Genomic DNA, 19,832 nt, shown 5'->3' with positions numbered 1-19,832 from the left:
ACGAAGAACCGAAGCCGGACGCTAGCGCATGGTGGCCGGACGTCGTGTGACGTCCGGCCACCTGGGCGCTGATGTGGAGGTGAACGGCGGGTGGTTAGAGCGGGGTGACGTACGCGCCCGCGATACCTCCGTCGACCAGGAACTCGGCGGCGTTGACGAACGAGGAGTCGTCGCTGGCGAGGAAGGCGACCGCGGAGGCGATCTCCTCCGGCTCGGCGAACCGGCCGACGGGGACGTGCACCAGACGGCGCGCGGCGCGCTCGGGGTCCTTGGCGAACAGCTCCTTCAGCAGCGGGGTGTTCACCGGCCCCGGGCACAGGGCGTTGACCCGGATGCCCTCGCGGGCGAACTGCACGCCCAGTTCGCGGGACATGGACAGCACGCCGCCCTTGGAGGCGGTGTAGCTGATCTGGGAGGTGGCGGCGCCCATGACGGCCACGAAGGACGCGGTGTTGATGATGGAACCGCGGCCCTGGCGCTGCATGTAGGGCAGGGCGTGCTTGCAGCAGAGGTAGACCGAGGTGAGGTTGACCTCCTGGACGCGCTTCCAGGCGTCCAGGCCGGTGGTGAGGATCGAGTCGTCGTCGGGCGGGGAGATCCCGGCGTTGTTGAAGGCGATGTCGACCGAGCCGTAGGTGTCGAAGGCGGTCTTGTAGAGCGCCTCGACCTGCTCGGAGTCGGTCACATCGACCTGGACGTAGGTGCCGCCGACCTCTTCGGCGGCGGCCTTGCCCGCCACTTCGTCGATGTCGGCGCAGACGACGTTGGCACCTTCGGAGGACAGCCGGCGGGCGGTGGCCAGTCCGATGCCGCTGCCGGCTCCGGTGATCACGGCGGTACGGCCGACGAGGCGGCGGCAGACTGCGGTCTGGTCGGTCACTTGGCGGGCCTTTCTTCGGTACGGGCGGTACGGGGCGGTGCGGGCGGTACGAGCGGTCCGGGCGCACCCGGAAGCGGCTGGGGGCCGGGGTCACTCCCCGGGGGTGGCGGCCTCGGTGCCGATGAAGATGTTCTTGGTCTCGGTGAAGGCGGTCAGTGCGTCCGGGCCCAGCTCACGGCCGAGTCCGGACTGCTTGAACCCGCCGAAGGGGGTCCAGTAGCGCACACTGCTGTGGGAGTTGACGGAGAGGTTGCCGGCCGCGACGCCGCGCGAGACCCGCAGCGCCCGGCTCACGTCACGGGTCCACAGCGAGCCGGACAGTCCGTAGTCGGTGTCATTGGCGATCCGGACCGCCTCGGCCTCGTCGTCGAAGGGGAGGACGACCGCGACCGGGCCGAAGATCTCCTCGACGGCCGTACGGTCGCCGGGGTGCCCCTCCAGGACGGTGGCCGGGTACCAGAAGCCCTTGCCGGCGGGCGCCTCGCCGCGGATGGCGGCCGGGGCGTCCTCGGGGACGTAGGACCGTACCCGCTCGCGCTGGGCGGCGGAGATCAGCGGGCCCATCTGGGTGGCGGGGTCGGCCGGGTCGCCGACGGTGAACGCCTTGACCGCGGGCTCCAGCAGCTCCATGAAGCGGTCGTACACGGAGCGCTGGACGAGGATGCGGCTGCGGGCGCAGCAGTCCTGGCCGGTGTTGTCGAGGAAGGAGCCGGGGGCGGCGGCCGCGGCGGCCTCGATATCCGCGTCGGCGAAGACGATGTTGGGGCTCTTGCCGCCGAGTTCGAGGGTGAGCCGCTTGGTCTGCGCGGCGCAGCGGGCGGCGATCTGCCGGCCGGTGGCGGTGGAGCCGGTGAAGACGACCTTGGCGACGCCGGGGTGGTCGACCAGCGCGGTGCCGGTGACCGGCCCCTCGCCGGGCAGGACCTGGAAGAGGCCCTCGGGGAGCCCGGCCTCCAGGGCCAGCTCGGCGAGCCGCAGCGCGGTGAGCGGGGTGGTCTCGGCGGGCTTGAGCAGCACCGCGTTGCCGGCCGCGAGCGCGGGGGCGGTGCCCCAGGCGGCGATCGGCATCGGGAAGTTCCAGGGGGCGATGACGGCGACGACGCCGAGCGGCTCCTGGACGGTGATGTTGAGGCCGCCCGCGACCGGGATCTGGGTGCCGGTCAGGCGCTCCACTCCCCCGGCCGCGTAGTGCAGCAGATCGCGGACGTTGCCCGCCTCCCACCGGGCGTTGCCCAGCGGGTGCCCGGCCTCCTTCAGTTCGAGCTCGGCGAGCGGCTCGATGTGCGCGTCGACGACCTCGGCGAACCGGCGCAGGATCCGGGCCCGGTCGTTGGGCGCCACGGCGGCCCACGCCTCCTGGGCGGCGGCGGCCCGCCGGACCGCGGCGTCGACCTCTTCGGGGGAGGTGGTCGGGACGGTGGCCACCACTTCCTCGGTGGCCGGATTGAGGATCTTCAGCTCGTGCAACACGGGTGGTTCCTTACATGCGCTCGAAGGAGCGGAAGCGCTCCCAGTCCGTGACGGCGGCGTCGTAGGCGTCCTGCTCGACGCGGGCCATGTGGCGGTAGTGGTCGACGACCTCGTCGCCGAAGGCCGCGCGGGCGATCGGGCTCCGCTCCCACAGCTCGGCGGCCTCGCGCAGGGTCGTGGGGACGTGACCAACGCTGCCGGCGTCGGCGGTATAAGCGTTGCCGGTGGTCGCCTCGGGGAGCTCCAGCTCGTGCTCTATGCCGTACAGACCCGCCGCGACCATGCCGGCGACCGCGAGGTAGGGGTTCACATCGCCGCCGGGCAGCCGGTTCTCCAGGCGGTGGGCGCGGCCGTGGCCGACCACGCGCAGGGCGCAGGTGCGGTTGTCGGGGCCCCAGGCGACGGCGGTGGGCGCGAAGGAGCCGGGGCGGAAGCGCTTGTAGGAGTTGATGTTGGGCGCGTAGAGGAGGGTGAAGTCACGCATCGCGGCGACCTGGCCGGCCAGGAAGTGCTGCATGGTCTTCGACATGCCGTACGGGCCGTCGTCGTCGGCCAGCACCGGCCGCCCGTCCGCGTCCTGGAGCGAGAGGTGGATATGACAGGAGTTGCCCTCGCGCTCGTCGTACTTCGCCATGAAGGTGAGCGACATGCCCTCCTGGGCGGCGATCTCCTTGGCGCCGGTCTTGTAGATGCTGTGCTGGTCGCAGGTGGTGAGGGCCTCGTCGTAGACGAACACGATCTCGTGCTGGCCGAGGTTGCACTCGCCCTTGGCGGACTCGACGGTCATGCCGGCCGCGCCCATCTCGTTGCGGATCCGGCGCAGCACGGGTTCCACGCGGCCGGTGCCGAGGACGGAGTAGTCGCCGTTCCACTGGTTCGCGGGATTCATCTCGCGGTAGCCGCGGGACCAGGCGTCCTCGTAGGAGTCCTTGAAGAGCATGAACTCCAGCTCGGTGCCGGCGTAGGCGCTCCAGCCCCGCTCGGCGAGCCGGTCGAGCTGGCGGCGCAGGATCTGCCGGGGCGAGGCGACGACCGGGGAGCCGTCGTGCCAGGCGAGGTCGGCGGTGATCAGGGCGGTGCCGGCGTTCCAGGGGGTGCGGCGCAGGGTGCCGGGGTCGCCGTGCATGGCGAAGTCGCCGTAGCCCCGTTCCCAGGAGGACATCGCGTAGCCCTCGACGGTGTTGAGGTCGACATCGACGGCGAGGAGGTAGTTGCAGCCCTCCGTGCCGTGGTCGAGGACGGTGTCCAGGAAATATCGGGCCGCGAACCGCTTGCCCTGGAGCCTGCCTTGCATATCGGTGAAGGCGAGGACGACAGTGTCGATCTCCCCGGCGTCGACGAGGACTCTGAGCTCCTCGACGGAGAGTGGGGGCGTGCGGTCTGCCACGGTATTGCCTCCTGTCACTGCATCCGGAGGTCATAAGGTAGGCACACGAACCATTGATTGGGAAGGGGTATCGATGGAGAGTGCGGCTGATCGGCTGGCACCGGTGCTGCGGCCGGTGCGGGCGGGCAACGGTTTCGAGGAAGCCCTGGAGCAGATACTCCAGATCGTCCGGCTCGGCCTGGTGCCCCAGGGTGAACGGCTGCCCGCGGAACGGGAGTTGGCCGAGCGGCTCCAGATCAGCCGGGTCACCCTGCGCGAGGTACTGAAGGTACTCCAGGACGAGGGTCTGGTGGAGAGCCGGCGCGGGCGCTACGGGGGCACGTTCGTCCGGGTGCGCACGGAGAACCACGGTGAGGCCGAGCTGCGGCGCCGGATCGAGAAGGTCGACGTCGAGGACACCCTGCGCTTCCGGGAGGTGCTGGAGGTGGGCGCGGCCGGGCTGTGCGCCGCCCACGGGCTGTCCGACGCGCAGAGCGACCGGCTGCGCACGGCGCTCGCGGCGACCCAGGACGCCCCGCTCGCCGACTACCGCAGGCGCGACACCCTGCTGCATCTGACGCTCGCGGAGCTGTCCGGCTCCCCGTCGCTGGCGGCGCAGTACGCGGCGGTGCGGGCCCGGGTGAACGATCTCCTGGACTGCATTCCGCTGCTCGTCCGGAATCTGGAGCACTCCCAGACCCAGCACACCGCGCTGGTCGAGGCGGTGCTGGAGGGCGATGCGGACGGGGCGCGCGAGGTGATGCGGGAGCACTGCTGCGGGACCGCGGCGTTGCTGCGGGGCTTCCTGACCGCTCCGTCACCCTGAGCGCCCGCCCGGGGACGGTGAGCGCGCGTTCACCATTCTTTTACGTACAGGTCTTGCGCTGCGCCGACCCGGCAGCAAAGGTATGCGGCTAAACCTTTGCTCGTTATCCCCTCGGCGAGGCAGGAGCGGCTCATGGCCGACAACACGGAAACGCAGACCGCACCGCCCACCGGGTCCGCGGGCGGCGCATCCCCCGACGAGACCTATCTGGAGCGGCGGACCCTGCGCCGCGGCAGCGCGGGACCGCTGCTGCTGACCGGCCTGGGCGTCGCCTATGTCGTCTCCGGCGACTTCTCGGGATGGAACAACGGTCTGGCGCAGGGCGGCTTCGGCGGCCTGGCGATCGCCGCCGTCCTGATGGGCCTGATGTACACCTGTCTGGTCTTCGCGCTGGCGGAGCTGGCCTCGATCCTGCCGACCGCGGGCGGCGGCTACGGCTTCGCCCGGCGCGCGCTGGGCACCTGGGGCGGCTTTCTGACCGGCACCGCGATCCTGATCGAATATGTGCTGGCGCCCGCCGCGATCTCCATCTTCATCGGTGACTACGTCGAATCGCTCGGCCTGTTCGGTCTGCACTCCAGCTGGCCGGTCTATCTCGCCTGCTTCGCGATCTTCATCGGTATCCATCTGTGGGGCGTGGGCGAGGCACTGCGCTTCAGCCTGATCGTCACCGCCATCGCGGTCGCCGCGGTCGTCGTCTTCGCCATCGCCGCCCTGACCGACTTCCATGTCGACTCGCTCAACGACATCCCCGTCAAGGCCGGCGCCTTCGGGGCCAACTCCTGGCTGCCGTTCGGCATCCTGGGGATCTGGGCGGCCTTCCCGTTCGGTATGTGGTTCTTCCTGGGCGTCGAGGGCGTCCCGCTGGCGGCCGAGGAGACCAAGGACCCGGCCCGTTCGCTGCCCAGGGCGATGGCCGCCGCGATGGGCATCCTGCTGGTGCTCGCGCTGATCACCTTTGTCGCCGCGACCGGTGCGCGGGGCTCGGCGGCGATCCAGTCGGTGGGCGATCCGCTGGTCCAGGCGCTCCAGCCGGCCGGCAAGCCGACCACCGTCAGCCGGATCGTCAACTACGCCGGGCTCGCGGGCCTGGTGGCCTCCTTCTTCTCCCTGATCTTCGCCGGCTCCCGCCAGCTCTTCGCGCTCTCCCGGGCCGGCTATCTGCCCCGCTTCCTCTCCCTGACCAGCCGCCGCAAGGCCCCCTACCTGGGCCTGCTGGTGCCCGGCGCGCTGGGCTTCGCGCTGGCCGCGGCCACCGGCGACGGCGCCCGGATGCTCAATGTCGCGGTCTTCGGCGCCACCATCTCCTACGCCCTGATGGCGCTCTCGCACATCGTGCTGCGCCGCCGCGAGCCCGGACTGCCCCGCCCCTACCGCACCCCCGGCGGCATGCTGACCTCGTCCGTCGCGTTCGTGCTGGCCTGCTCGGCGCTGGTGGCGACGTTCCTGGTCGACAAGGAAGCCGCCTTCATCGCCCTCGGTGTCTACGTCGTGGCGCTCGCCTACTTCGCCTTCTACTCCCGGCACCGGCTGGTGGCTTCGGCACCCGAGGAGGAGTTCGCGGCGCTGGCGGCGGCGGAGGCGGAGCTCGAACGCACCTGACCCGCACCCTCGGGACACGCCCCACGGCCGGCCGGGACCTCCCGGCCGGCCCCGGCCGTCCCCGCACCACACCACCCCACACACGCACGGAGGACCACGCCCCATGTCCCAGCCCCTCATCGGCATCAGCACCTACCAGGAAGAGGCCCGGTGGGGGGTGTGGACGCTGCCCGCCGCGCTGGTGCCCGCCGGGTATCCCCAGCTGGTGCAGCGCTCGGGCGGGCTGGCCGCGCTGCTGCCGCCGGGCGACCCGGCCACCGCCGCCGCGGCCGTCGCCCGCCTGGACGGTCTGGTGATCGCCGGCGGCGCGGACGTCCAGCCGGCGCGTTACGGCGCCGAGCCGCACCCCCGGACCGGCCCGCCCGCCCTGGACCGGGACGCCTGGGAACTGGCCCTGATCGAGGCCGCGTTGGCCGGCGGCGTCCCGCTGCTGGGCATCTGCCGCGGCCTCCAGCTGCTGAACGTGGCGCTGGGCGGCTCCCTCATCCAGCACCTCGACGGGCACGCCGGAGCGCCCGGGGTCTTCGAGCAGCACGAGATCAAGCCGGTCCCCGGGACCCTGCTGGGCCGTACGCTCCCCGAGCCGGTCGCCGTGCCGACGTACCACCACCAGGCCGTGGACCGGATCGGCCGCGGCCTGCTGGCCTCGGCGTACGCGGAGGACGGCACCATCGAGGCGCTGGAACTCCCGGGCGCCTACGGCTTCGCGCTGGCGGTGCAGTGGCACCCGGAGGCCGGGGACGACACCCGGGTGATGGACGCGCTGGTCGCGGCGGCACGCGGGGCGTCCCCGGCGGAGTGAGACCGGCCGGTCCGGCCCCGGTCTCAGGGCGTGCCGCGGGTCAGTCCGAGCAGGTCGCGGGCCGGTCCCGCGGGGCGCTGGCCGGTGGGCCACACGGCGCGCAGTTCCCGGCCGAGACGCAATCCGCGCACCGGAATCTCCACCAGCCGGCGCGCGGTCAGCTCCTCACCGACGGCGAGTTCGCTGAGCACGGACGGCGCCGCCTCGCTCACCACCGCCGCTTTCACGGCCGTGGTGGAGGCGAGTTCCAGCAGCGGTTCGGCCAGGCCGCCGTGCCGGGCGAGCGCCGCGTCCAGCACCTGGCGGGTCCCGGAGCCCCGCTCGCGCAGGATCAGCGGGGTAGCGGCCAGTTCGGCGGCGGTCAGCTCCGTACGGCGCCGGGCCCAGGGGTGGGACGGCGCGGCGACCACGATCAGCCGGTCCTGCCCGATGACCGTCCCGTCCAGCCCCGCCGGCACCTCCAGCCCCTCGACGAAACCGAGATCCGCCGCACCCCCCAGCAACCGCTCGGCCACCACACTGGAGTTGCCCGCCAGCAGCGAGACGGCCGTGCCGGGCCGCTGCGCGCGCAGGGCGATCAGCCAGCCCGGCAGCAGATACTCGGCGATCGTCATGCTGGCCGCGACCCGCAGCCGGGAATCCCGCCGCCCGCGCAGCGCCTGCGCGCCCGCGTCGAACGCCTCGGCCGCCTCCACCACCCGCCGCGCCCAGTCCGTCACCAGCGCGCCGGCGTCCGTCAGCCGGGAGCCGCGCGGCGAGCGCTCCACCAGCGCCACCCCCAACTGCCGCTCCATCGACCGGATCCGGCTGCTGGCGGCGGGCTGGGTGATGCCCCGCGCCCGGGCGGCGCGCCCCAGACTCCCGAGCCGGGCGACGGCGAGCAGCAGCTCCAGCGCGCCGAGATCCGGGACCCGGTGCGCCAGCGATATGGCGACGGGCTCGTCCTCAGCACTCATAAGTCCCCCTGCACATAACCCCAGCTTATGCCCTCATAGACACAGGGTCCCTGGTGGCGGCCGTACAGGGCGGCGACGCTGCTCCCATGGCAACCCTCGCGCAAGCACCTTCCCGCACCGGCACCCCGGCCCCCGGCACCCCCCACACCCCGGCCCCGGCGTCGGTCCGTCATCTCGGGCCGAACTGGTACGCCGCCGTCATGGGCACGGCGATCGTCGCCAACGCCGGTGCGGTGCTGCCGTTCACCGGGCCCGGTGCGCGCACCGTGTACCAGGCGGTCTGGGCGCTGTCCGTAGTGATGCTGCTGACGCTGCTGGCCGCCAGAACCGTGCACTGGGTCCGCCACGGCGACCAGGCGCGCCGCCAGCTGCTGGACCCGGCCGTCGCCCCGTTCTACGGCTGTCTCGCCATGGCGCTGCTGGCCGTCGGCGGCGGCACGCTCGCGGTGGGCCGGGACGTCATCGGCACGCCGGCCGCGGTGGCCGCCGACGCCGTGCTGTGGGCCGTGGGCACCCTGACCGGGCTCGTGGGCGCCGCGGCGATCCCGTATCTGATGGTGACCCGGCACCGTATCGAGCCCGGCAGCGCCTCCCCGGTCTGGCTGCTGCCGCTGGTCGCCCCGATGGTCTCGGCGGCGCTCGGCCCGGCGCTGGTGCCGCAGCTGCCGGCCGGCCAGTGGCAGCGGGCCCTGCTGCTCGGCTGCTACGCCCTGTTCGGCATGTCCCTGCTGGCCACGCTGCTCGTGCTGCCGCTGGTGCTGTCCCGTCTGATCCACCACGGCCCACTCCCCCTGGCGCTCACCCCCACGCTGTTCCTCGTCCTCGGCCCGCTCGGCCAGTCCACCACCGCGGTGAACAACCTCGCCGACGCCGCACCGGGCGTCGTGGACCCCGGCACCGCACACGCCATGGGCGCCTTCGCGGTGCTCTACGGCGTCCCCGTGATGGGCTTCGCGCTGCTCTGGCTGGTGCTCGCCACCGCGATGGTGGTCCGTGCCGTCCGCCGCGGCATGGGCTTCTCGATGACCTGGTGGGGCTTCACCTTCCCCCTCGGGACCTGCGTCACGGGCGCGGCGGGCCTGGCCCGGCACACCGGCCTGAGCGCCTTCGGCTGGCTCGCCGCGGCGCTGTTCGCGGCCCTCGTGGCGGCGGTGGCGGTGGCCGCCACCCGCACCGCCGCCGGCCTGGCCCGCGGCCGCCTGCTGACCCCGCCCCGGCCGGTCACGCCGTAGCGGCCCCCCGCACCCTCACCGGGCCTCGGCCAGCGCCCGTGCCAACTCGGCCGGGGCCGCCACCAGGGACGGCCCGTACCAGGTCAGACTGCGGCCGCTGACCAGCGCGGCGGGCAGGCCGGGGAACGCCTCGGGACCGTCCTCGGCGCTGAAGCGGTAGGGCTCGTCGGGCAGCACCACGAGATCGGCGGGCCCGTCGTTGAGCTCGTCGAGCGGGATACGGGGGTAGCGCTCGGCGTGGTCCGCGTACCGGTTCCGTACGCCCAGACGGGCCAGGACATCGCCGGCGAAGGTGTCCCGGCCCAGCACCATCCACGGCCGGCGCCAGACCGGCACCACGGCCGTCCTTCCCCGAGCTCTCCACTCCGTTCGAGCAGGGGAGACCCCAATCGCCGCCGGGACCGGCAGGTCGCGCCAGGCGGCCTCGGCGGCGTCCAGCCACTCGGGCCGGGGCAGTCCGCAGCCGGTCACCAGCACCCGCGCCAGTTCGCGCCACGCCTGGTCCAGCGTCCGCACCTCGGTGACCAGGACGGTGAGCCCGGCGGCCCGCAGCGCGGCCAGATCCTGCGGCCGGTTCTCCTCCTCGTTCGCGAGCACCAGCTCCGGTGCCAGTGCCGCGATCCGGCCGACGTCGGGATTCTTGGTGCCGCCGATACGGGGGACGTCGAGCCCGGCCGGGTGGCTGCACCAGTCGGTGACCCCGGCCAGCAGCTCGGGCGCGCTCGCCGCCACCGCCTCGGTGAGGGAGGGCACCAGGGACACCACACGCCGGGGGGATCGGTGACCGGTCATCCGCTCACGGTACGCGCCCGTCACCCCGCGGGCAGCAGGCCGCCGGCACGCCGCGGCCCGGCCCTCAGGAGCGTCCGCCGACCGTGCGCCGCAGCCAGTACGCCGCACCCGCGGCGAGCGCCAGCAGCGCCAGACCGCCGGCCGCCTGGGCGGCGTTCAGCCCCTCGACCCGGCCGTCGCGCACCGTGACGGTCTCGGTGAAGCTCGCCCCGCCCGACGCACAGTGGAGGGTGACCGGGTAGCGGCCCGGCGCGGCCCCCTCGGCGACCCGGGCCTGGGCGCCCATCCCGCGCTCCCCCGGCCGCAGCACCACCGTTCCGAACAGCCTCGACGACACCCGCGCGCCCCGGTCCTGGGCACACCGCCTGCCGTCGCTGATGCTGACCCGTTGTCCCGCCACCATCGGATCGGGGTCGACCTGGGCGACGGCGGTGGGCGCGGCAAGCCCCAGGACGGTGACGGTGAGGCCGAGCAGGGCCATGGCGGCGGACGGTGCGGGCTTCACGATCATCTCCTTCGCCGGCCGCGACCACGGCGGCCCCTCAGGAAAAACGGGCACACAGCCGAGCGAATCACCTGTCCCACCCCGCCGCGCAGCAAACGCCGCCGGTCGGGTGATCCACCGCCACGCGCCGCGCAGCAGCGAGCCCCGCCACCCGGCGACTGCCGGGGGCGGGGCTCACCGCACCACAGGGGCCACGCGACCGCGCGGCGCGGAGCCGCGCGAACTACGCGGCCGGTCCGCCTACTTCACCGGCGCCATCTTGTCGACGATGCCGGGATGGTCGGCGATCCACTTCTCGACGCCCTTGTTCTCGTTGCCCTTACCGGCGTTCTGGATGGCCTGCTCCAGGCTGCCGAGCTCGTCGGCGCTCATCTTCCAGTTCTTCAGCCAGCCGTGGAACTCCGGGAACTTCTCCGGGAAGCTCTTGTTGCCGAGCGTCTTGATCTGGTTGTTGGCGCCCCAGGTGCCCTTGGGGTCCTTGAGCTTGGTGAGCTTGTACTTGCTGTAGGCCCAGTGCGGCGACCACAGCACCACCGCGACCGGCTCCTTCTTGCGGTAGGCCCGGTCCAGCTCGGTGAGCATGGCGCTGGTGCCGGCCGAGGTGACCTCGAAGTCCTGGAGGCCGTAAGCGGGAGCGACGGTGTCCTTGAGGCGCTTCATCTCACCGGTGCCCGGCTCAATCCCGATGATCTTGCCCTGGAACTCGTCCTTGTGCGCCCGCAGATCGTCCATGGTCTTCACACCCTTGACGTACGAGGGCACCGCGATCTCCAGCGAGGTCTTGTCGTACCAGGGCCCGACGTCGACCAGATCCTTCTTGTACTTGTCCCAGTACTGCTTCTGCGCGACCGGCAGCCAGCCGTCCGTCTCCACGTCGATCTGGCCCGTGGACAGTCCCGTCCACATCGGTCCGACATCGAGGTTGCGGATGTTCGGCTTGTAGCCGCGCTTCTCCAGGACGTTCTTCCACAGGTACGTGGTGGCGATGCCCTCGTCCCACGCGGGGTAGCCGATGTTCGGGGCCTTGCCGGCGTCCTTGCCCTTGGCGTAGGAGGCACCGGCGGACGGGGCGACCTTGTCGACCAGACCGGGGTGCTTCTTCAGCCAGGTGCGCACACCGTCCTGCTCATGGCCCTCACCGGCGCTCTTGATGTCGTTCTCAAGGCTGGTGAGCTGCTTCTCGTCCAGGTGGAAGTTCTTCATCCACTTGGCGACCTCGGGCTCGTCCTTGGCGAAACCCTTGCGGCCCAGCAGGTGCAGGCCGTCACCGGAGCCGAAGGAGCCCTTGGGGTCCTTGAGCTTGGTGAGCGGGTACTTGTCGTAGGCCCAGTGCGGCGACCACAGCGTGACCGCGATCGGCTTCTTGGCGCGCACCGAGCGGTCCAGCTCGGTGAGCATGGACGAGGTGCTGGACTCCTGGACCTTGTACTCGCCACCCAGGCCGTAGTCCTTGAGGACCTTGTCCTTGAGGATCTTCATCTCGCCGGCGCCCGGCTCGATGCCGGTGATCTTGCCGTCGAACTCGCCGCCCTTGCCCTTGAGGTCGTCGAGGGTCTTGACGCCCTTCATGTAGGACGGGACCGCGATCTCCAGGGAGGTCTTGTCGTACCAGGTGCCGAGGTCCTCCAGCTTGTCCTGGTACTTCTTCCAGTACGAGGCGTGGGTGGTCGGCAGCCAGGCGTTGGTCTGTACGTCGATGTCACCACGGGCCTGGCCGGCGAACAGCGGGCCGGCCTCCAGCGCCTGCACCTTGGGCTTGTAGCCGCGCTCCTCCAGGATTTCCTTCCAGAGGTACGTGGTGGCCTTGCCCTCGTCCCAGTTGACGTAGCCGAGGCTGACCGGACGGCCGTTGCCGCCGCCCTGGCCGCCGCCCTTGCCCATCATGCCCATTCCGCCGGCGAGCAGCGCCAGCACCACGATGCCGACCATGGCCACCGAGGTGGCGGGCCGCCAGTGCAGGAACTTCATGCCGCCGAGCGCCGCCTGTGCCTTGGCCAGCGCCCGCCGGCCGAGCGGGGAGACCCGCTGGTTGAGCGCGCCGGTCATCCGGTCCAGGTACATGGCGAGGATGACGACCGCGGTTCCGGCCTCGGCGCCCAGCGCCACGTCGACCGAGCTGATCGCGTTGTAGACGGACGAGCCGAGACCGCCGCCGCCGACCATGCCGGCGATGACGACCATGGACAGCGCCAGCATGATGACCTGGTTGATACCGGCCATGATCGTGGGCAGTGCCAGCGGCAGCTGGACGCGCAGGAGCGTGCGCCGCGGGTGGGTGCCGAACGCCTCGGCCGCCTCGACCAGTTCCGCGTCGACCTGCCGGATGCCGAGCTCGGTCATCCGGACCGCGGGCGGCATGGCGAAGACGATGGTGGCGACGATGCCGGGGACGACACCGAGGCCGAAGAAGAGGATGCCGGGGATGAGGTAGACCATCGCCGGCATCGTCTGCATCAGGTCCAGCACCGGACGCAGCAGCCCGCCGACGACCCGGCTGCGGGCCGCCCAGATACCGAGCGGCACCGCGACCACCACGGTGATCAGGCAGGCCACCAGCACCAGGGACAGCGACTCGATGGTCGGGCCCCACTGTTCGACCGAGTCGATCAGGGCGAAGCCGAGGAAGGCGAGCAGGGCGGCCGGCAGACCGCGCAGCCACCAGGCGAGCACCGCGAAGATGCCGGCCAGCAGCAGCGGTTCGGGCCCGGACAGGACCGTGTGAATCGCGTCGTAGAGGCCGTTCAGCACCTTCGTGATGAGGGTGAAGAGCCAGTCGAGGTGGTCGCGCAGCCAGTTGACGGCGCTCTCGGCCCAGCTGCCTATCTGGATCCTAGGCACCGGCGATCACCTTGTCCTCGGGCTCGTTGTCCCCGGGCGCCCCGTCGGAGGCCTTCACCACGGGCTGTGCGGGGAGGGCGGGGGCGGCGTCCTGCACCGCGGGCTCGCCGAGCACCGCGAGCAGCCGCTCGGCCGGTACGGCACCGACCAGCGCACCCTTCGCGTCCGTCACCGCGACCGGCACGCTGCTGGCCGAGCACGGCGCGAACAGCTCCACCAGCGGGGTGTCGACATCGACGGTCGCCGGTGCCGCCGCGCGGAACTCCGCGGCCGTGCCGAGCTTTTCGCCGTCCGGCGTGCTGCTGCCCAGCACCGTGCCGACCTCGGCCATGACCGCACCGGCGGTCAGCACCCGGCTGCGGTCCACGTCCTGGATGAAGGACGCGACGTAGTCGTTGGCGGGCCGGACGAGGATGTCCTCCGCGCTGCCGGTCTGCACGATCCGCCCGTCCCGCATCACCGCGATCTTGTCGCCGAGGCGCATCGCCTCGTTGAGGTCGTGGGTGATGAAGACGATGGTCTTCTTCAGGGACTTCTGGAGTTCGAGCAGCTGGTCCTGCATATCGCGGCGGATCAGCGGGTCGAGCGCGCTGAAGGACTCGTCCATCAGCAGCAGATCGGCATCGGTGGCCAGCGCCCTGGCCAGGCCCACCCGCTGCTGCATACCGCCGGACAGCTCGTCGGGCCAGGACTTCTCCCAGCCCTTGAGCCCGGTGAGTTCCAGTGCCTCGGTGGCGCGCCGGGTGCGCTCGGCGCGCGGGACGCCCTGCACCTCCAGGCCGTAGGCGGCGTTCTCCAGCACGCTGCGGTGCGGGAAGAGCGCGAAGTGCTGGAAGACCATGGAGATCTTCTCGGAGCGGACCTTGCGCAGTTCCTTGTCGCTGAGCGAGGTGAGGTCCTGGCCGTCGATCCGGACGGTTCCGGCGGTCGGCTCCAGCAGCCCGTTGAGCATGCGCAGCAAGGTGGACTTACCGGACCCGGACAGCCCCATGACGACGAAGATCTGGCCCTCGTCGACCTCGATCGACGCGTCGATCACCGCCGCGGTGGTGCCTTCGGCCCGCAGCTCGTCCCGGCTCTCGCCGGCTTCGAGTTTGCGGACCGCGTCCTCGGGTCGTCTGCCGAACACCTTGTACAGGTGCTCGGCTTGCAGCCTGGACACATATGCCTCTCTTGTTGTGCGAGGAACGACCTGCCACCCCCGTAGCCAGGTCGTGGAGCGGCACGGGGTCGGCCCGCGTTTACCGGTCGAATAGTTGAATCCCGGCCGGTTCACTCCGGGTCCGCGTCTGCCCCTCTTTATCTGGCTCAAACACAACGGTGAGCCAGCTCACATCTGTGTGACGTATGGGGCATACGGCAAGATGCGGGATGTGACTCGACGCCTGATGCTCCTCGATACCGCCTCGCTCTACTTCCGCGCCTATTTCGGGGTACCGGAATCAGTCAAAGCTCCGGACGGCACCCCAGTGAACGCGGTACGCGGACTGCTGGACTTCATCGCCCGGCTCGTCCAGGACCACCACCCCGATGACCTGGTCGCCTGCATGGACTTCGACTGGCGCCCCCAGTGGCGGGTCGATCTGATCCCCTCCTACAAGGCGCACCGGGTCGCCGAGGAGGCCCCGGCCGGGTCCGCGGAGCCCGACGAGGAAGAGATCCCCGACACCCTCTCGCCGCAGGTCCCGGTCATCGAGGAGGTCCTGGACGCCCTGGGCATCGCCCGCATCGGGGCGGCCGGCTACGAGGCCGACGACGTCATCGGCACCCTGACCGCGCGGGCAACGGGCCCGGTGGACATCGTCACCGGCGACCGCGACCTCTTCCAGCTCGTCGACGACCGGCGCGGCATCCGCATCCTGTATCCGCTCAAGGGCGTCGGCACCCTCCAGGTCACCGATGAGGCCCTGCTGCGGGAGAAGTACGGGGTGGACGGCCCCGGCTACGCCGATCTGGCGCTGCTGCGCGGCGACCCCAGCGACGGCCTGCCCGGCGTCCCGGGCATCGGCGAGAAGACCGCCGCCAAGCTGCTGGCCACCTACGGCGATCTGGCAGGCATCATGGCCGCCGCCGACGACCCCGCCTCGAAGGTGACCCCCGCACAGCGCAAGCGGCTACTGGAGTCGCGCCCGTACGTGGCGGTCGCCCCGAAGGTCGTGAAGGTGGCCACCGATGTGCCGGTGCCCGCCATCGACCACGCCCTCCCCGTCGAACCGGCCGACCCGGAGCGCCTGGAAGCGCTGGCCGCGCAGTGGGGCCTGGGTGGCGCGCTCCAGCGGCTGCTCCTCACACTTCGCCGGTGAACTGTTAAGTTAGGTATACCTAATAACCTTGGCGTCAGGGGAGATTGCCGTGGCAGCAGAGCGTCCGTCCCGCAAGAAGCCCGCCCTGCACCGTGCCCGGGTGCGGCGCACCGAGCAGCTCACGCCGCACATGGTCCGGGTGGTGCTGGGCGGTGAAGGGCTGGCGGAGTTCACCGCGGGCGAGTACTCCGACCATTACGTCAAGCTGGTCTTCCCGCGGCCCGGCGTCAGCTACCCCGAGCCGTTCGACATCGCGCGGATCCGCGAGGAGTTCCCGCGCGACCAGTGGCCCAGCACCCGTACGTACACCGTCCGCACCTGGGACGCCGTGAGCCGCGAGCTGACCGTGGACTTCGTGGTGCACGGCGACGAGGGCCTGGCCGGGCCCTGGGCGGCCGCGGCACGGCCGGGCGACGAGATCTTCCTGCTCGGCCCCGGCGGCGCCTACGTCCCGGAGGCCGCTGCCGACTGGCATCTGCTGGCGGGCGACGAGAGCGCCCTGCCGGCCATCGCGGCCTCGCTCGCCCGGATACCCGCGGGGGTGCCGGTGCACGCCTTCATCGAGGTGGCGGGACCGGAGGAGCGCCAGGAGCTGGCCGCGCCGGCCGGCGCCGAGATCAGCTGGCTGTACCGCGGCGCCACCCCGGTCGGCCGCGAACTGGTCGCCGCCGTCCGGGCGTTGACGTTCCCGTCCGGCCGGGTCCAGGCGTTCGTGCACGGCGAGGCCGGCTTCGTGAAGGAACTGCGGCGGCTGCTCCGCGTGGAGCGCGAGATCCCCCGCGAAGCCCTGTCCATCTCCGGCTACTGGCGCACCGGCCACGACGAGGACGGCTGGCAGGCCGCCAAGCGTGACTGGAACCAGCAGGTCGAGGCCGAACAGGAGCCCGCCACGGCGGCGTCTTCCTGACCCACCGGAGCCATACGGGCCCTTTCCCGGCGAGCGTCGCGGGGGAAGGGCCCGTCGGCGTACGAGGCCGGAGGAGCGCCGCACGGGGCCGGGGGAAGCGCCGCACGAGGGCCGGGGGAAGCGCCCCACAGGGGCCGGGAGTTGGCCGCGGCCGACCCCGGCCGCCCACCGCACCCCGGGGCGCCCACCACACTCGGGGCGCCCACCACTCCGGCCGCGCGGCGCGCCCTATCGGCCGCCCGTCCCCTCGGCCTCGGCCCCGGCCCCCTCCGCGAGACTCTCGAACCTGCGGGCCGACCACTCCACATGCGCGAGCCGGCGCATGGCCGAGAGGACCGCGTCCCCCAGGACGGTCCCCACCACGACGGACTCCACCAGCCCGTCGACCTCGGCATTGCGCCCCGCCCACGCCAGATCGGCGGCGGCGACCCGCTCACAGGCCGCGGCGTAGTCGTCCACGACCTCCTCGAAATCGCCGTGCGCGATGCCCCGCAAGGTGGCCAGTGCGACGGCCAGCTTCTCGAAGGACGGGTTCTCCGGCCCGACCCGCCAGCCGTGGCGGCGGATCATCTCCGCGACCGTCCGCCGCGCCTCCTCCATCCCCTCCGGTGCGGCGGCCGTCCGCGGGGTGATCGCCTCCTGTGCCGCGCCGAGGACGTTGTGCACCGACTCCTCCGGTGAGTCGACGGCGGCCAGCACGTCCCGCACGGCCGAGACCGAGAGCCCCCCGACGTCGATCATCCCCCTGATCAGCCGCAGCCTGCGGACATGGCCGTCGTCGTAGCTGGCCTGATTCGGGCTGGTCAGCCGGCCCGCGGGCAACAGCCCCTCGCGGACGTAGTACTTGATCGTCGGGATCGCGACCCCCGTCTCGCGACTCAACTCCCCGATGCGCATCTGCCGCCCTTCCCCTCGCCGGGACCACATCCCCGGCGTTCCCGATGGCCGGGCGCCCGCACCCGGCCTTGCCATTCCGCCCTCCATCATAGATAGTCCAGCTATCAGATAGCAGCAAGCGCCACTATCTATTCACGGGGGACCCATATGTCCAGATACCGCTCACTGCTCGCCTTCGCCTGGACGATGGCCGGGCTCGCCGTCGTCGCGGCGGCCGGCCTGATCGTCGACGACCGGGTGCTGGTCGGCGCGCCCATCTGGTTCAAGCCCTTCAAGTTCGCCCTCTCCTTCGCCGCCTACGGGCTCACGCTGGCCTGGATGCTGTCCCGGCACGCGCCCCCGAGCCGGACCGGGCGGTGGGCCGCACACACCGTCGTGGTGGCCGGAACCGTCGAGATGGCGATCATCACCGGGCAGACCATCCGCGGCCGGCGCAGCCACTTCAACATCGAAACCCCGCTGGACCAGGGCCTGTTCACCACCATGGGCCTCACCATCGCCGTCCTGTGGGTGGCCACCCTCGTCATCGCGGTCCTGCTCTTCCGCGCCCACCTGGGCGACCGGGCCGCGACTTGGGCGATCCGGCTCGGACTGCTGCTCGCCCTTGCCGGGCTGCTGCTCGGCGGCCTGATGGTGCTGCCCACACCGGAGCAGCAGGCCGCGGGCGCGCTGCGCACCCTCGTCGGCGCGCACAGTGTGGGCGTCCCCGACGGCGGCCCGGCCATGCCGCTGACCGGCTGGAACACCACCGGTGGCGATCTGCGGATCCCGCACTTCGTCGGCATGCACGCCCTCCAGGGGCTGCCCCTCTTCCTCTACGCGATCGAGGCACTGTCCGGCCGCTGCGCCCGGCTGCGGGACGAGCGGATACGCCTGCGCCTGGTGCTGGTCGCGGCCGGCTGGACCGCCGCGCTGCTGGCACTGGTGACCTGGCAGGCCCTGCGCGGCCAGGCCCTGATCCACCCGGACGCCGCGACCCTCGGCGCCCTCGCGGCCGTCACGGCGGCCACCGCGGCCGGCACCTTCGCCGCGCTACGACGCCCCGGCAGCGGGACCGGCCCCGGCACCCCGCCCGCAGCCACCACCGCCGGGACCGCCCAACCCCACCACCCCGGACAGGAGTTGCCGGCATGACCACCCCCACCCTCTTCGACCTGGCCTTCACCCTCGCGGCGCCGTTCTGGGCGCTGCTGATCCTGGCCCCGGGCTGGCGCTGGACCGACCGGATCGCCGCCTCCCCCCTGCCGATGGTGCCGGTCCTCGCGGTCTATCTCGCCCTGGCCGTCCCGGTGTTCCCCCAGCTGTGGGCCGCCGTCAGCCGGCCCGATCTGGCGGGGTTCCAGGAGCTGCTGCGGCTCGGCGGCGGGGCGGGCGCGATCTGGGCGCAGGTGATCGCCTGGGACCTCTTCCTGGGGCAGTGGATGTACCGAGAGGCCCGGGAGCTGCGCATCCCTCCCCTGGTGATGGGGCCGCTGCTCCTGCTCACCGTGCTGCTCTCCCCCCTCGGCGTCCTCCTCTTCCTCGCCCTCCGCGCGGTCGCCCGCCGGCGACACCGCCGCCCCGACGCCACATCGCCGTGGCACCCGGCACCGACCGCCGCGGAACAGCACACCTAAGGGGTATGACAGACCGCTTCGACGTTGTTGCCGTCGAGGTCACGGACGAAGGCCCCGTAGTACGACTCGTGGTACTGAGGCCACAGCCGTGGTGCGTGCAGGGACTCGGCGCCGGCCTCGACGGCGGCGGCATGGAAGGCGTCGACGGCCGCCCGGTCGGGCGCCGCGAAGGCCAGGTGCACCTCACGGGCGGGAGCGTCGTCGGCCGCGGGGACGAGCCAGAGCGTGTGCCCGGTGGTGCCGAAGCTGATGAATTCGCCGAATTCCTTGGTCCGTTGAGCCCCGAGCGGAGCGAGGGCACGGTCGTAGAAAGCCGCACTGGCGGGAACGTCCGCCACCTGGATCGCTATGTGATCAATCATCCCTCCAGCGTTCCACCGAAGCGGAAAATCGGCGCGTGATTTTCCGGCAGCAGCCGACCGGGCCGGCACCGCCCCCTCAGTCGTGGTGGAAGACCTCCCGCATCGGCGTCCACCACTCCCCCGGTACGGCGCCCTCGGTCTGCTCCTGGCACGGGTCGGTGAGCTGCGACCACCGCCGGGCCACCGGGTCGGCGGCCATCTGATGAGCTTCCCCAGGCGCCGCACCGGGGCGCCCGCTTCGTCAGATGTCCCACTCATGACGGCATCCTGCCCACCGCCCCGGCCGGCCCACCCCTCCTCCGAACCGACATGAACTCCGCGCACCACCACAGGAATCCGTCGACGGCACATCGGTCGGCCCCCTGCCACCGCCCGAGCAGCGCGGAGGGCGCCCCCCCCCGCCCCGGGGGGGGGGGGGGCGCCCCCGCGCGGGGGGGGGGCGCGGGCGGGGCGGCGCCCCGCGGAAAAACCACCCACC

19 protein-coding genes are annotated in these 19,832 nt (G+C 72.1%); 8 read left to right on the top strand and 11 right to left on the bottom strand.

Annotated elements, in window-relative coordinates; all coding sequences use genetic code 11:
* Positions 1-94: 94 nt before the first annotated feature.
* The 3 genes from ACFWJW_RS27810 to ACFWJW_RS27800 all read right to left on the bottom strand — a co-directional run bounded on the left by ACFWJW_RS27810 (position 95) and on the right by ACFWJW_RS27800 (position 3,737).
* Complete coding sequence (locus ACFWJW_RS27810; RefSeq protein WP_018087741.1) at positions 95-880, bottom strand: 3-oxoacyl-ACP reductase; 786 nt, start codon at positions 878-880, stop codon at positions 95-97.
* Between the two features lie 90 nt (positions 881-970).
* A complete protein-coding gene (locus ACFWJW_RS27805) occupies positions 971-2,350 on the bottom strand; it encodes an aldehyde dehydrogenase family protein (RefSeq protein ID WP_387246531.1) in 1,380 nt (459 codons plus the stop codon).
* 10 nt (positions 2,351-2,360) lie between these two features.
* Entirely contained in the window at positions 2,361-3,737 is a 1,377-nt protein-coding gene (locus ACFWJW_RS27800; RefSeq protein WP_387246529.1) for a glutamine synthetase family protein, read from the bottom strand.
* Positions 3,738-3,810: 73 nt separating this feature from the next.
* Here ACFWJW_RS27800 and ACFWJW_RS27795 point away from each other — a divergent pair, with 73 nt between their 5' ends.
* From ACFWJW_RS27795 to ACFWJW_RS27785, 3 genes are all read left to right on the top strand, one after another.
* Entirely contained in the window at positions 3,811-4,542 is a 732-nt protein-coding gene (locus tag ACFWJW_RS27795; protein WP_168478310.1) for a FadR/GntR family transcriptional regulator, read from the top strand.
* A gap of 132 nt (positions 4,543-4,674) precedes the next feature.
* Positions 4,675-6,144 carry an ethanolamine permease gene (eat, locus tag ACFWJW_RS27790; RefSeq protein ID WP_387246527.1) on the top strand — a complete coding sequence of 490 codons (1,470 nt, stop codon included), beginning with the start codon at positions 4,675-4,677 and terminating at the stop codon, positions 6,142-6,144.
* 103 nt (positions 6,145-6,247) lie between these two features.
* A complete protein-coding gene (locus ACFWJW_RS27785; RefSeq protein ID WP_387246525.1) occupies positions 6,248-6,946 on the top strand; it encodes a gamma-glutamyl-gamma-aminobutyrate hydrolase family protein in 699 nt (232 codons plus the stop codon).
* 23 nt (positions 6,947-6,969) lie between these two features.
* Here ACFWJW_RS27785 and ACFWJW_RS27780 read toward each other — a convergent pair whose 3' ends face one another.
* Positions 6,970-7,902, bottom strand: a complete 933-nt coding sequence (locus ACFWJW_RS27780) for a LysR family transcriptional regulator (protein WP_387246523.1) — start codon at positions 7,900-7,902, stop codon at positions 6,970-6,972.
* Positions 7,903-7,988: 86 nt separating this feature from the next.
* Between ACFWJW_RS27780 and ACFWJW_RS27775 the strand changes: the two genes are divergently transcribed.
* Positions 7,989-9,134 carry a TDT family transporter gene (locus ACFWJW_RS27775; RefSeq protein ID WP_387246521.1) on the top strand — a complete coding sequence of 382 codons (1,146 nt, stop codon included), beginning with the start codon at positions 7,989-7,991 and terminating at the stop codon, positions 9,132-9,134.
* A gap of 15 nt (positions 9,135-9,149) precedes the next feature.
* Here ACFWJW_RS27775 and ACFWJW_RS27770 read toward each other — a convergent pair whose 3' ends face one another.
* The 4 genes from ACFWJW_RS27770 to ACFWJW_RS27755 form a co-directional block, all read right to left on the bottom strand.
* On the bottom strand, positions 9,150-9,926 hold the full coding sequence (locus ACFWJW_RS27770; RefSeq protein WP_387246519.1) for a helical backbone metal receptor: 777 nt from the start codon (positions 9,924-9,926) through the stop codon (positions 9,150-9,152).
* Between the two features lie 64 nt (positions 9,927-9,990).
* Positions 9,991-10,437: a hypothetical protein gene (locus ACFWJW_RS27765; protein ID WP_387246517.1), complete on the bottom strand. Its 447-nt coding sequence runs from the start codon at positions 10,435-10,437 to the stop codon at positions 9,991-9,993.
* 234 nt (positions 10,438-10,671) lie between these two features.
* Complete coding sequence (locus tag ACFWJW_RS27760; protein WP_387246515.1) at positions 10,672-13,269, bottom strand: ABC transporter permease/substrate binding protein; 2,598 nt, start codon at positions 13,267-13,269, stop codon at positions 10,672-10,674.
* On the bottom strand, positions 13,262-14,431 hold the full coding sequence (locus tag ACFWJW_RS27755; protein WP_387246513.1) for a glycine betaine/L-proline ABC transporter ATP-binding protein: 1,170 nt from the start codon (positions 14,429-14,431) through the stop codon (positions 13,262-13,264). Before ACFWJW_RS27755 ends, ACFWJW_RS27760 begins: the two co-directional genes overlap by 8 nt.
* 226 nt (positions 14,432-14,657) lie before the next feature.
* Between ACFWJW_RS27755 and ACFWJW_RS27750 the strand changes: the two genes are divergently transcribed.
* Both ACFWJW_RS27750 and ACFWJW_RS27745 read left to right on the top strand, forming a co-directional pair.
* Positions 14,658-15,572 carry a 5'-3' exonuclease H3TH domain-containing protein gene (locus ACFWJW_RS27750; protein WP_387246616.1) on the top strand — a complete coding sequence of 305 codons (915 nt, stop codon included), beginning with the start codon at positions 14,658-14,660 and terminating at the stop codon, positions 15,570-15,572.
* Positions 15,573-15,621: 49 nt separating this feature from the next.
* Positions 15,622-16,479, top strand: a complete 858-nt coding sequence (locus ACFWJW_RS27745; protein WP_387246511.1) for a siderophore-interacting protein — start codon at positions 15,622-15,624, stop codon at positions 16,477-16,479.
* Positions 16,480-16,707: 228 nt separating this feature from the next.
* Here the strand turns inward: ACFWJW_RS27745 and ACFWJW_RS27740 are convergent, their stop codons facing one another.
* Complete coding sequence (locus ACFWJW_RS27740; RefSeq protein ID WP_387246509.1) at positions 16,708-17,376, bottom strand: MerR family transcriptional regulator; 669 nt, start codon at positions 17,374-17,376, stop codon at positions 16,708-16,710.
* Positions 17,377-17,562: 186 nt separating this feature from the next.
* On the opposite strand from ACFWJW_RS27740, the gene ACFWJW_RS27735 reads away from it, so the two are divergent.
* Positions 17,563-18,510, top strand: coding sequence for a hypothetical protein (locus ACFWJW_RS27735; protein WP_387246614.1), 948 nt, complete (start codon positions 17,563-17,565; stop codon positions 18,508-18,510).
* Complete coding sequence (locus tag ACFWJW_RS27730; protein ID WP_387246507.1) at positions 18,507-18,992, top strand: ABA4-like family protein; 486 nt, start codon at positions 18,507-18,509, stop codon at positions 18,990-18,992. The genes ACFWJW_RS27735 and ACFWJW_RS27730 overlap by 4 nt, the downstream gene beginning before the upstream one ends.
* On the opposite strand, the gene ACFWJW_RS27725 is transcribed toward ACFWJW_RS27730, so the two are convergent.
* Together ACFWJW_RS27725 and ACFWJW_RS27720 are read right to left on the bottom strand one after the other, a co-directional pair.
* Entirely contained in the window at positions 18,989-19,354 is a 366-nt protein-coding gene (locus ACFWJW_RS27725; RefSeq protein ID WP_387246505.1) for a VOC family protein, read from the bottom strand. The two genes, ACFWJW_RS27730 and ACFWJW_RS27725, sit on opposite strands and share 4 nt — an antisense overlap.
* 76 nt (positions 19,355-19,430) lie before the next feature.
* A complete protein-coding gene (locus ACFWJW_RS27720; RefSeq protein WP_387246503.1) occupies positions 19,431-19,553 on the bottom strand; it encodes an L-rhamnose mutarotase in 123 nt (40 codons plus the stop codon).
* Between the last annotated feature and the right edge of the window lie 279 nt (positions 19,554-19,832).

The organism is Streptomyces sp. NPDC127097, from assembly GCF_042724075.1.
Classification (GTDB): domain Bacteria; phylum Actinomycetota; class Actinomycetes; order Streptomycetales; family Streptomycetaceae; genus Streptomyces.
This window is presented reverse-complemented; position numbering and strand designations above follow the sequence as displayed.